The following is a 10,963-nucleotide window of genomic DNA, read 5'->3' as shown; positions in this document are numbered from 1 at the left end:
GGCAAGAACACCGGCCGAGTCCCCATGCTCGAAGGCAAACCGATCTCGGTCGCCAAAGCCCGCCTGCTCGCCTGCGAGGCCAGGGTCATCCCCTCGGTGTTCGACTANNCNACCGGCGAGGCGATCGAACTGGGCCGGGCGATGCGGCTCCCCACCGTCGCCCTGCGCCGCAAACTCGAACTCGAACTCGAACAACCCGGCGGCTGCGCCTGGACCGGCTGCGACCGGCCCGTGCAGTGGACCGAAACCCACCACATACAACACTGGTCTAAGGTGACGGTTTTACGGCCTACGTTTGCCCTGGTCACAGCCTACCATGCCCACACCTTGGCAATATTTAGCAATCTACATCACATTTCAACTTATACACCGCATACAAGATCGCACAACAAATCACTCACACTGTCAGCTGTCTCTCCGGACTCGGCGCGCCACCTCCACACCACCTCCTGCCCTCTCACCCGCTCTTCGATCCCGCCCGGGCCTGGATCGCCAACCGCCTTGGCGACGCCAGCGAGCAGTACCCCGACGTCATTATCTCGCTCCTACACCACGCCCCGAGAACTACGCGGCCACGGCGGAGGGCGCTTGCCGCTAGTTCGAGCGTTTCCTCCACCCGGAGCACACCGAAGCTGTCGGACCAGTGGTGAAGAATCGAAGCATGGAAGCTGACCTCTCGCGACTGCCGACCGGGACCTCCGGATGGCTCTCCCTCATCGAGTATGCGACCTCCTTGGGTGACCTGGCCGAGGTCGACTGGTTCGAGCTCAAGGGGGCACTGTCCTTCGCCGACAAGTCGGCTCGAAAGCGGTCCGCCGTAACCGTCGCCCGAGCGATCCTGGGCATGTCCAACCGAATGCCGGACATCGCCAAGAAGCACCTTGACGGCCACGGTGTCGTTCTGGTCGGCGTCGATGACTCTAGGGTGGTCGGCACTGAAGCGGTCGACGGCGCGGTCCTCGGGGATGTGATTGAGCCATACGTGGGCACGGACGGCCCCCGCTGGGACTACCAGTTTATCAAGCACAAACACGGGCTGGTGCTCGCCTTCGTCGTCGACCCGCCGCAATGGGGCGACCAGATCTTCCCGTGCCGTAAGGAGTTTCAGGATAACGTCTCCAATCTGGCCGTCTGCGATGGAGACATCTTCGTCCGTATCCCAGGTAAGACCCGACCCGCCAAGAGCAATGACCTGGCCCAGCTGGACCTTCGTCGATCACGAGCACCGCACACCGGGGCAAAGGTCGATGTCGAGTACGACGCGACCTTCGATCGTGTCGACGCGGAGAGCATCCACGAGCTGGTGACAGGCGACATCGATCGCCGAGCCGATTCCCTGCTCTCCGACCTAAGGACGAGCCCCGCGTCAAGCAACCCCTTCGACTCTGGAATTCAGGCTCTCGCGCTGCAAATCTCCTCCTGGAAGTCAGACTCCAGGAGCGAGGAGGAGTTCCGTGCTGAGGTCGAAGAGTGGCGGGCTGAATCGAAAGCACTCATCGGCGAGGTGACCGACGAGTTCTTCCGGCATGAGCTGGCACGCGGCCGGCTGCTCGTCCGCAATGAATCGCTGCGGTATCTCGAAGGTGTCCGGGTCCAGGTTGCGTTCCCGCCCGGGGTCATCGTGCTGATGGAATCGGATACGGCCTACTGCGATCACGGCGGACCCTTCGATGTGTTTAAACTGCTTCCTGACGTTCCGTACCGGTACGGCGATATTCGGCATGGGATGATGCCGCACATCAATCCGTTCATTCCCGACCTCAATAATGCCGTTTCTTCCATCGACATCGATGAGTCTGAGGCCGGCACGGTGATCTCCTGGCGGGTCGGTGAGCTGCCAGGCGAGGTGAGCGAGCAGTGTGGTGAAGTGTTCGCTGTCGTAACCGACGACCACATTGAAGAACTCATCGCAAAATGGACGGTTACGGCTAGGGGCATCGATCACGTCTTCCGGGGAGAGCTGCGCTCACTGTGCGAGCAGACCCCCGAGATACACCTCAGGTGGGGCCGAAGAAGCTAAACCGGGCTGAGCATCGATCGGACTCAGCTGCATCCATTCTTGGGATAACCTGCCAATCGGGCACTCGACTCTGAGACCGGACACAGCCGCCGAAGCGGCACCCGCCGGCCGAGCCTTTCGCCGCGGATCGGTCCGCTCCGCGGCCCGGCTTACACTGGTGTCCTTCTCGACCTGCTGAGACTTGCTCGTATCACTGTTCACGGCGGTCACCGTAGATCCTCTCCGGACCAGTTACACCGTTATCGGCATAGTCCCGTATTGACATGTCACGGTACTTGGCGGCGCGGGCGCTGTCGCCGATTTCGGCGTAGTGGGAAGCGAGGGTGCGGCAGGCGCGTTTTGTGGCGATGCGGTAGTTCTCGCGGAGGTCGTCGAGGTCTTCAAGGTCGGAGGTGAGGTCGCCGGTGTGGAGTGCCACGAGCCGTTCGAGCGCGGCGGCTTGGTCGGCGGGGTCAGTCGCAAGTGCGGCGGTTTGTTCGGCGTCGTCGAATTCGGCCAGGTCGGTGGTGACCAGGTTGGTGTCGAGGCTGAAGGTCTCGGTCTTGGGGTCGTAGGGGATGGGGTCGAGGGTATCGTCTCCGGCCAGTTCGCGGACGGCGCTGCGGGTGTTGGCTTTGATGGTGTTGAGGTATTTGCGGGCGCCGGTGAGTGGCCGGTCGGGGACGACGATGTCGAGGAGTTCGGTCATGGCGCGGGGCTGGTCGGCGCAGGCGAGGGCGGCTAGGAGGGTGAGTGCGCGGGCGCGTTGCTTGAGTTTGACCGGGACGCCGTTGTAGTACAGCTCGAGGTCGCCGAACACGCAGAGCCGGAACCTGGTGGCAGCCGTGGACGGTTCGGTCGCTTCGGCCTGGTGGGTGGATTCGAGCTCGGGTTTGTCGTTCTGCAAAGGCTCGGGTTCGAGTCTGGCAGTATTCTCGGTGTTCACGGACGGTTCAGGCGTTGTCTCGGGCACAGCGGGTTCGGTCTGGGTGTGGTCGTGCAGGACTTGGTCGAGGAGTGCAGCGTCGGCGATGTAGCACTGTTCGATCTCGGCCAGGTGGTCGTCGGTTTCGACGGTCCCGTCGGCGGCGAGGGTGAGGGTGGGGCCGAGGGGCCAGGGTCCGAGGACGATGACGCGGTCGGGTTCGAGGGCGAGTTGTTCGGCGAGCGCGTCGGCGCCGATGTGGTCGATGTCGGCCTCAGTACACACCACCAATGGTGAGCCGGGCGACTGGTGATGTGGTGTGGTCGTCAGGTCGTCGAGGGTGTCGATGATGGCGAAGGCGTCGGTGTCGGCGGCCTGGTCGATGTTGAATCGGTCGGCGGCTTCGGTGGTGATGCGGACGGGGTGTTCGGCTTCGAGGGCGGCGATGATGGCGGCGCGGGCGGCGCCTTTGTGACCGGGGCCGGTCAGGCCGAGCGCAGGGGTGGCGAGGTCGGTCAAGTTGATCGGTGTGGTGCGGTCAGCGCCGATCGGGATACCGGTCTCTTCGGTGAGGTCGAGTGTCATAGGCTCGGTCTCAACTTCGGCCGGTTCGGTCAGGCGTTGTTGTTCGCGATCGATGAGGGCTTCGAGGTCGGATAGGCGACCGGTGACCGGTCCTTCCTCGTCGCGGCTGGCCTTCGGTGAGGACCGCTTGCGGCGGGCGCGGGCGGCCAGGAGCACGACGGTGGAGGCGGCGAGGAAGGTGCCGGTGCTCAGCCACAGACCGACCGGGATCGAGTCGGCCGCAGCAGGTTCGTCGGTGGTCTCGGTGTGGTCGGGGGCAGGTGAGGTGTCTTCTTCGGTGACGGCGGTCGGTTCGTCTGAGGGTGGCGGGTCTGCCGGGTCGGTCGGTTCGATCGCCGAGGGCGTGTCGTCGGGGACGCTGATCTCGCCTTCGCCCTCCAGCTCCGGCTCTGGCTCCGGTTCGGCGTCGGGTTCGTTGTTGTCGGGCGGGGTGGCGGGGGTGTCGAGGGGAATGATGAGGTCCCATCCGGCGAAAATGCGGTCGGGGTCGGTGAAGGTGCGGCCGTCGGCGAAGGCCCGGTCTCGGTTGGCCTCCCAGATCTCCGGCCAGCGCTCGCCGTCGCCGAGGTACTGTTCGGCCAGGCCGTACAGGTGCTGCCCGGTCTGCACGATGTGGATTTCGGTGTCGGTGTGCTCGTTGCCGCTTGGGTTGGGTTCCTGGTTCGCCGGGATGGTGATGACGGTGCCGTCGGTGATGAAGTCGGGGTTGATGAACGGCTGGCCGTTGCTCATCGTGATCCCCCGGTTGGCCTCCCAGATCTCCGGCCACCGCTCACCGTTGCCGAGGTAGTGCTCGGCGAGTGAGTAGAGCGATTCGTTCGGGGCGATGGTGTGCGTCGACTGCTGGACCTCCGTGTCGGCCGCTGCGGGCTGATCTTCCCCGCTGGCGGTGGTGGTGTGGGCGAGTTCGGCGTCGGTGAGGGTGCGCTCAGCGACGGTCTGGTCGACCGGTTCGGGCGGGGCGGCGTTCGCGGCGGCCGGCCAGAGCGCGGCGATGGCGCCGATGAGGAGCCCGGCCAGCCAGCGGACGGGGTTGGAGGCGTCGCGCCAGGTCTCGACGGCGACGCCCCAGCGCAGCACGTCCACGATCGCGCCGACCACGGCGTAGAGCACCATGAGAGTGAACACGGCCCACAGCCCCCACCCGGCGACGGCGATGGCGCCGAAGAGCAGTTCGGTGTCGCTGCGCAGGTGGAGGGTCTCGAAGTCGGCCAGGGTCGGGCCGCGGTCGGGCCAGCGGGAACCGACCACGGAGTACAGGAACAGCGGCATCCCGATCATGACCACGAGGCTGAAGACGGTCAGGGCGATGGCGCGGGCCAGGCGGGCGCGCATGGCCGGAGCCGGGTCGACGCCAATCTTCTGGTGCGCGTCGGCTCGGGTGGGCCGGTGCTCTGCGATGCGGGCCATGTGGGCTCAACTCCCCTGCGTTGCGACGTTGTTGGGCAGGCTCTGCGGGGTGTCTCCTGGGGATCGGGGCTCTGCGGTGGCGGTCGCGGTGACAGTCATCGCGCCGATGCCGACGATGCCGAGGATCTGGGTGGGTTGGTCGTCGGTGACGGTCACGGTGACTTCAGCGTCCGTGGCGGTGACGGTGCCGGTGTGGCCAGTGGCGGCGAGCCAGTCGGCGGCAGCTGCCTGGGCAGCGGCCGGGTCGAGGCGGACGATGCCGGTGGTGCGGAAGAAGTCGAGGTCGATCTCGTCGGCTCCGGCCCGGGCCGCTTCGGCGGCGGCGCCTTGGGCACGGGCGTGGGCGGCGGCTGCGGCACCGCCGTCGACGGCCAGACCGATCACGGCCATCAGCGCCAGGGTGATGACGGTGACGAACGCGGTCGCGTAGCCCCCGTCCCGCACTTGGTGGTACCGCTTGGTGGCGCTCGCGGGGTTCATGATCTGGTCTCCGCTCGCCAGGCGTCGACCGGGGAGGCGGCGGTGGCGGTGATGGTGTGGGTGCCGAAGGCGGGCAGGCCGGTGGTATCGAGGGTGCAGGTCACGGTGACCGTCACCGTCCCGCCCGGGGCCAGGTCGGCGTCGATGTCGACCTGTGGGCTCTGACAGCGGCCCGACAGGCTCGCCATGGCCGTATTTTCGGCCTCGGCTACTGCGGCGGCGCTGTCGCGTTGGAGGCTGGCGGCGCGGGCCGCTGCGGCTGCGGCGGCGTCGGCCTCGATCCGAACCGAGGCGGCGGTGCCGCCGACGACGGCGAGCATGATCAACACGACCAGGACCGGGGTCAGGAGCACGATCTCGACCGGTGCCGACCCGCGATCAACGGCGCCGCGAGACCAGGCGGGTCGCGACGGAGGGCGCATGTCAGTCACCACCTTCGAGTGGTTCGATGTGTTCGACGGCTCCGGAGACCGTTGCCTCGACGGGTGCGTCGAACAGCGGGATGATTCTCGTGGCGTTGCCGGTGACGGTGACCGTCACCCTCTCGGTTCCACGCGCCACGGTGACGCTCGGGTCTTCGAGGACGCCTGTGGCGTTGCGGGCCAGTGAGGCTTCGGCCGCGGCGGTGCCGTCGCCGCCGGTCGCGAGTTCGGCGCGGGCGGCCTCCATGGCGGTATGCGCGGCGGCTTGGGCCATGTGGTTAGCGTGGAGGATGAGTCCGGCCTGGATGATCGCCAGGACCAGCAGCATCAGCACCGGTGTGGCGATGACCGCTTCGACGCTGGCCGAACCAGCGTCCCGCGCTTTCGTGCGAGTCGCCGTCTCCGGTGGTGCGGTGTCCATGGCGCACGCCTAGAAGCTGATCGAGTTGGCTTTGGCGATCACCTTGTCGTAGATGATGGCCATGGCCGCGATCGCCAGCAGCACCATCGCGCCGATCGTGATGACCTTCTCGGCCGCATCACCCCGGTCGCGCTCGGCCCGGGCCCGCCGCACGGCACGGCGGAGCTCGGCTTGGATGATCAGGTATAGGAACTGTGTGTTCATGTCGTCTCACTCCTCTTTGTGCTCCTTGAGCGTTCGTGGTGTCGGTTCACAGTCCGGTCATGATGCGCTCCAGCGCGGGGTAGCCGACGATGACGACGAAGGCCGTGGCCATGGCGACGATCGGCAGGCTCATACGTTCGGTCGCGGCCAGCGCGTCGGCTTCGATATCGGCCAAGCGCTGGCCGCGCATCGCGGTGGCGCGGTCGGTCAGGCTGGTGCGGATGCGGGCCCCTTCGGTCCCTGCCAGGGCGGTGGTCGCGGCCAGTTGGGTGTAGGCACCGACGCCAAGCCGCTCGCCGAGCTCACCGAGGGTCTCCCAGGGGGTGCGGGTGAGCAGGGCGGCCTTGTCGAGCACGGCCCTGATCCGCTCGAACGGCACCCCGTGCCCGGCACCGGCGGCGGACCGGAGCGCGGAGTCGATGCCGGCGCCGCCGGAGAGCGCCATCGCCGTCAAGGAGAGCACCACCGCCAAGGCGCGAGCGGCCTCGGCGCGGGCGCGTCCGGCTCGGGTGTGAAGATCGGCTTCGACCACCGCCCACGTCAGGGCCGCGAACGCCACGGCCGCTGTCGCGATCACCATGGGGTCGACTGCGGTACCGGCGGCGGCGAGCACGAGCCCGAGAGTGATCGGGAGGGCGGCGCTGAGCGCGACCAAGCGGGCGAGGCGTCCGAGATACGCGGCCGGTGCTTGGTCGAGGGCGTCCAGGTCGGCCCGGATGCGTTCGCGCACCAGCCCGAGGCGGCCGAGCACGGCGATCAGCCGACCGGTCAATGCCGCCGGGCCCGGCTCGGTGCCCGGCGCGGGGCCGGTGAGGTCGTCGAGGGCGGTGGCCAGGTCGGGTTTGGCCGGGACGGCGAGCGCCAAGGCGGCCCAGACCGCGGCCCCTGCGAACGCGCCGAGCAGACCGGCGATGAGCGGGCTCATGGCCGTGCTCCGTCCATCTCGGTAGTCTCGGCGCGCAGGAAGCTCGGCGGAGCTTGCGGTGTGGCGAGGCGGTGAAGCCACCACAGCCCGAAGCCGAACAGCCCCAGGGCGCAGGCGAGGACGAGCTGCCCGGTGATCGAGTCGTAGGCGGCGAGGTAGTCCCCGGCGATGGCCAAGAGCATGACCAGCATGGCCGCGGTCGCGCCGGTGATGACGCGGGTGGCGGTGCGGGTGCGGGCCTGGGTGGTGTGGACCCGGGAGCGCATCGCGGCCTCGGCGCGGGCAGTGCGGGCCAGGTCGTCGAGGACCTGGGCAAGGTTGCCAGCCTGGCGCGAGGCCACGCCGAGCGCCATCGTGACCAGATCGGCGGTCTCGTCACCGAGCCGAGCCGCGAAATGGGCCAGCGCGGTCTTCATGCCCTGGCCATCGCGCAAGTCAGCGGCGAGCTGTTCGACCTCGGTCTTGATGGCCGGTGGCGGGTGGGCGGCCGAGCGTTGGATGGCCTGCTCCAGGCCAGCGGCGGCACCGATGACGTCCCGCAGCGACTCGGCCCACGCCGCGATCGCATCGATCCGCGCCAGCTCGGCCTTGAACGCCTTGTCCCCGCCGAACAGCATCGGCCAGAACCACGCCAACGCCCCGGCCCCGGCGGCGGCCACCGGCCACCCGGTCCACCACCAAATCACGGCCCCCGCCGCTACCACCGCCATAATGCGGGCCCACGGCGCCCGGGCCGCCCACCCGGTCACCCCACGCGGCCCGGCGGCGGCAGGTTCGCCCGAACCGACTCGGCGCGGATCGGAGAAAAGCACGATGAGGACGCCCCAGACGGCCAGTCCTGAGGCGACCCCGAGCACTCCAGCGACCACTGGTGTCATCGTCACCACCGCCCTTGCATGGTCGGCGGGCGCCAGCCGTGTTCGGCCAGTCGTTCGGCGCGGGCGGCGCTGAGCGGCGTGGCCGCCTGCGCGACCCGGTCCGGACCGGTCGGCGCGTACAGCTCGTTGGAGACCACCATCGCCCCCTCCGAGCCGCACACCTCCCGAACCGAGGCCACCCACCGGCGCTCACGCACCTGCGTCAGCTGGATCACCAGGTCGAGCGAGCCGCCGATCAACTCGGCGGTCGCCTCCGGCTCATACCCTGCCGGGGCCTTGCGCGCGTAGGTCTTCATCTTGGTGAACACGCCCGCCGAGGACGAGGTGTGGATCGTCGACAACGACCCGTCCGCCCCGTTCGACATCGCGTCCAACATGACCGCGACCTCGGGGCCGCGGACCTCGCCGACGATGACCCGGTCCGGGCGCATCCGCAACGACTCGCGGAACAACTCCCCCGCCGAGATCCCACCGGCCCCTTCGATGTTTGGCTCCCGCACTTGGAGTGCGACCACGTTGCCGTGGCGCGCATCGGTGTGCAGGCCCAGCTCGTAGTTGTCCTCGATGGTCACGATCCGCTCATCGGCCGGCAGCAGCCCGGCCAGCGCGCGCAGCAGCGTGGTCTTGCCCGAGCCCATCGGCCCGGCCACGACCATGTTGCAATCGGCCGCCACCGCGGCGCGCAGCAGCGAGGCGACCTGGGGCGAGAACATCCCGCCGCGCTCGAGTTGTCCCAGGTCGACCTCGGCCAGCCGGTGGCGGCGGATGGACACGCTCGGTCGATGCGCGACATCACGGATCGCATGCAGCCGGGACCCGTCAGGCAGTTGGAGATTGAGCGCTGGTGCGGCGCGGTCGAAGCGCCGCTCGGTATCCGACAGGCCCGCTCCGGCGGCGAGGACCTGGACGGCGGCGATCAGCTCCGCATCGGAGTCGGCGACCGGCGCGGCCTGTTCCCTGGTGCCATCGGACCGCTGAATCCAGACGTTATCGCAGCCGTTGCACACGATGTCCTCGATCGACGCATCGGCCAACAGCACCGCGAGCCCACCGAGCCCGGCCAACCGAGCCGCGGTCCACTGCCGCAACTGCGTCTGGGCAGCTCCGGCAATCGGCTCGCGGCCTGCGGTGAGTAGGTCACGGTTGATCTGACGGACCGCCTCGTCCACGGCCTGTTCGAACGCCTCGGCTCGCTCACTCGCGTCAGGAACCGGGCCGGCTTCGAGCACGCGCCTGGCCACGGCGAACACCTGCTCGCCCAACTCCGGCTCGGCCGCCCCGGTGGTGCTGTGGGCGCCTCGGGAGGCGCCGATGACGGTCATGACGCCTCTCCGGTACGGGTTGTCGCAGCGCCGGTCAACGCGGGCCGGTCGAGGGCTGCGGCGAAGTCGGCGACGGAGGCGGCCAGCGCGCTCCATGCCCGGTGGGCACGGCGATCCCGCCGTCGACTGCCGGCATCGGCGGTGACGGAGGCGGCCGTTCCGGACGGGCCGAGCAGGTGCAGGGGCAGATCGGCGGCGAGGAAGACCTCCTCGACCTCGGCGGCGGTGTAGTCGGCCTCGGCCACGGCCAGCGCCGCCCGGGACCCCAACCGGGCCTGGGTCTCGGCCTCGTCGAGCCGCGACCGCAGATGCGCCAAATGCGCGAGCGTGCCCTCGACGACCAGCACGACCGCGTCCGCTGCGGCGAGCGCCTGCCACGCCGGTGAGACCGCGTACAGGTTCCCCAGATCGGCTATCACGACCCCTTCGGCGGGGTTGAGGACCTTCGAGCCCGGCGCGGTCAGCAAGGGCAGCGCCTGACGGACCACCTGTCCTCCAGGTGGGGCGCACACCACCTCCACCACGGCTCCGGCGGCCTCGATCGGTTGCAGTCCCGCCGACAGGAACTCGGGCCCCGCATCGACGGTGGAGGCGACCGCGGCAGCCACGTCGGCCAGCCCCGGCTCGGGATGCACCTGCCAGCGCCCGGCGATATCGCCGCCTTCGGGATCCAACTCGACCACCACCGGCCGGCGGTTGTCAGGCCAATGCGTGGCCAGGCCCATCGCCGTCGTCGTGACTCCTGGACTGTTCAAACTCGCGACCGTGACCAACATCAGTCGCCACTCCTTTCTTCAGTAGTTGCGGTCGCCGGTGCGGTATCGACCGCGGTCGCGACCATCAGCAACGAGGCCGGCTCGGCGGTCACCAGACCGGCCGCGGCCGACTCGGGAAGCTCCAAGCCCACCAGGGCGCCACCGGATTCGACACGTTCGACCGCCAGGACCGTCCCCGGAGCCGACCACACGCCCGTCTCGGCCACCGGGGAGGCGGCCATGAGCGAGATACTCTGCCCGGCTTGGATCGACATCGGCCACCGGCCATCGGCGAGCGCGACGGTCACTTCCACGAACCCGGCCCTAGGCACCGCCGGGGAGCCGACCATGTCCACACTCAGCAAGGTCCCCTCGCGCAGCGGCACCGCCGCGACCTGGCCGACCACCTCCGAGGCCCGTGCCACCGGCACCAGCCCCAGCGTGGCGACCTCGCTGGCCGCGACAGCGACGGCCGCGACGTCGCCTTGGCCGATCACCTGACCGGCCGCCAACGGCTCGGCCACCCGCAGCACCGACGCCTCCTCCGGCTCGGCGGTGATCGACCACGCCGCGAACGCGGTGCATAGCACCAGCACCGCGGCCAGTCCGGTCACGTGCAGCCACGCCCGCCGAGGCA

General features: G+C 68.9%; 11 protein-coding genes. 1 reads left to right on the top strand and 10 read right to left on the bottom strand.

The features are described from left to right. The first annotated feature begins 661 nt into the window (after positions 1-661). On the top strand, positions 662-2,020 hold the full coding sequence (locus tag YWW_RS0122745) for a hypothetical protein (protein WP_026931913.1): 1,359 nt from the start codon (positions 662-664) through the stop codon (positions 2,018-2,020). 190 nt (positions 2,021-2,210) lie between these two features. Here YWW_RS0122745 and YWW_RS32420 read toward each other — a convergent pair whose 3' ends face one another. Genes YWW_RS32420 through YWW_RS34470 form a run of 10 tightly spaced genes read right to left on the bottom strand, consistent with a single transcriptional unit; the run spans position 2,211 to position 10,940 of the window. Beyond that, complete coding sequence (locus YWW_RS32420; protein WP_035700069.1) at positions 2,211-4,919, bottom strand: LysM peptidoglycan-binding domain-containing protein; 2,709 nt, start codon at positions 4,917-4,919, stop codon at positions 2,211-2,213. A 6-nt stretch (positions 4,920-4,925) separates the two neighbouring features. Then, the gene (locus YWW_RS32415; RefSeq protein WP_035704918.1) at positions 4,926-5,399 is read right to left on the bottom strand and encodes a pilus assembly protein TadG-related protein; all 474 of its coding nucleotides are present in this window, start codon (positions 5,397-5,399) and stop codon (positions 4,926-4,928) included. Then, positions 5,396-5,821 carry a TadE/TadG family type IV pilus assembly protein gene (locus tag YWW_RS32410; RefSeq protein ID WP_155830344.1) on the bottom strand — a complete coding sequence of 142 codons (426 nt, stop codon included), beginning with the start codon at positions 5,819-5,821 and terminating at the stop codon, positions 5,396-5,398. The genes YWW_RS32415 and YWW_RS32410 overlap by 4 nt, the downstream gene beginning before the upstream one ends. 1 nt (position 5,822) lies before the next feature. After that, a complete protein-coding gene (locus YWW_RS0122725; RefSeq protein ID WP_026931912.1) occupies positions 5,823-6,242 on the bottom strand; it encodes a TadE/TadG family type IV pilus assembly protein in 420 nt (139 codons plus the stop codon). A 9-nt stretch (positions 6,243-6,251) separates the two neighbouring features. Next, positions 6,252-6,446 (bottom strand): hypothetical protein, encoded by a 195-nt coding sequence (locus YWW_RS0122720; protein ID WP_026931911.1) that lies wholly within the window; start codon positions 6,444-6,446, stop codon positions 6,252-6,254. A 46-nt stretch (positions 6,447-6,492) separates the two neighbouring features. Continuing rightward, the gene (locus YWW_RS32405) at positions 6,493-7,371 is read right to left on the bottom strand and encodes a type II secretion system F family protein (protein ID WP_051326205.1); all 879 of its coding nucleotides are present in this window, start codon (positions 7,369-7,371) and stop codon (positions 6,493-6,495) included. Next, complete coding sequence (locus tag YWW_RS0122710) at positions 7,368-8,249, bottom strand: type II secretion system F family protein (protein ID WP_026931910.1); 882 nt, start codon at positions 8,247-8,249, stop codon at positions 7,368-7,370. The genes YWW_RS32405 and YWW_RS0122710 overlap by 4 nt, the downstream gene beginning before the upstream one ends. 2 nt (positions 8,250-8,251) lie before the next feature. Next, positions 8,252-9,511: a TadA family conjugal transfer-associated ATPase gene (locus YWW_RS32400; RefSeq protein ID WP_162145985.1), complete on the bottom strand. Its 1,260-nt coding sequence runs from the start codon at positions 9,509-9,511 to the stop codon at positions 8,252-8,254. A 56-nt stretch (positions 9,512-9,567) separates the two neighbouring features. Then, positions 9,568-10,296 carry a hypothetical protein gene (locus tag YWW_RS36205; protein ID WP_051326202.1) on the bottom strand — a complete coding sequence of 243 codons (729 nt, stop codon included), beginning with the start codon at positions 10,294-10,296 and terminating at the stop codon, positions 9,568-9,570. A 50-nt stretch (positions 10,297-10,346) separates the two neighbouring features. Continuing rightward, positions 10,347-10,940: an SAF domain-containing protein gene (locus YWW_RS34470; protein ID WP_026931909.1), complete on the bottom strand. Its 594-nt coding sequence runs from the start codon at positions 10,938-10,940 to the stop codon at positions 10,347-10,349. Positions 10,941-10,963 lie beyond the last annotated feature (23 nt).

Origin of the sequence: Glycomyces tenuis DSM 44171 (assembly GCF_000427885.1) — a bacterium.
GTDB lineage: Bacteria > Actinomycetota > Actinomycetes > Mycobacteriales > Micromonosporaceae > Glycomyces > Glycomyces tenuis.
Note: the sequence above shows the minus strand (reverse complement) of the source record. Positions and strands in the feature narration are given on the sequence as shown.

Excerpts from the sequence above, each read along its gene's own strand:
- YWW_RS32410 (WP_155830344.1), bottom strand. The coding sequence starts at position 5,821 with ATGCGCCCTCCGTCGCGACCCGCCTGGTCTCGCGGCGCCGTTGATCGC.
- YWW_RS36205 (WP_051326202.1), bottom strand. The coding sequence starts at position 10,296 with ATGGGCCTGGCCACGCATTGGCCTGACAACCGCCGGCCGGTGGTGGTC.
- YWW_RS0122725 (WP_026931912.1), bottom strand. The coding sequence starts at position 6,242 with ATGGACACCGCACCACCGGAGACGGCGACTCGCACGAAAGCGCGGGAC.
- YWW_RS0122745 (WP_026931913.1), top strand. The coding sequence starts at position 662 with ATGGAAGCTGACCTCTCGCGACTGCCGACCGGGACCTCCGGATGGCTC.
- YWW_RS32415 (WP_035704918.1), bottom strand. The coding sequence starts at position 5,399 with ATGAACCCCGCGAGCGCCACCAAGCGGTACCACCAAGTGCGGGACGGG.
- YWW_RS0122720 (WP_026931911.1), bottom strand. The coding sequence starts at position 6,446 with ATGAACACACAGTTCCTATACCTGATCATCCAAGCCGAGCTCCGCCGT.
- YWW_RS32405 (WP_051326205.1), bottom strand. The coding sequence starts at position 7,371 with ATGAGCCCGCTCATCGCCGGTCTGCTCGGCGCGTTCGCAGGGGCCGCG.
- YWW_RS0122710 (WP_026931910.1), bottom strand. The coding sequence starts at position 8,249 with ATGACACCAGTGGTCGCTGGAGTGCTCGGGGTCGCCTCAGGACTGGCC.
- YWW_RS32420 (WP_035700069.1), bottom strand. The coding sequence starts at position 4,919 with ATGGCCCGCATCGCAGAGCACCGGCCCACCCGAGCCGACGCGCACCAG.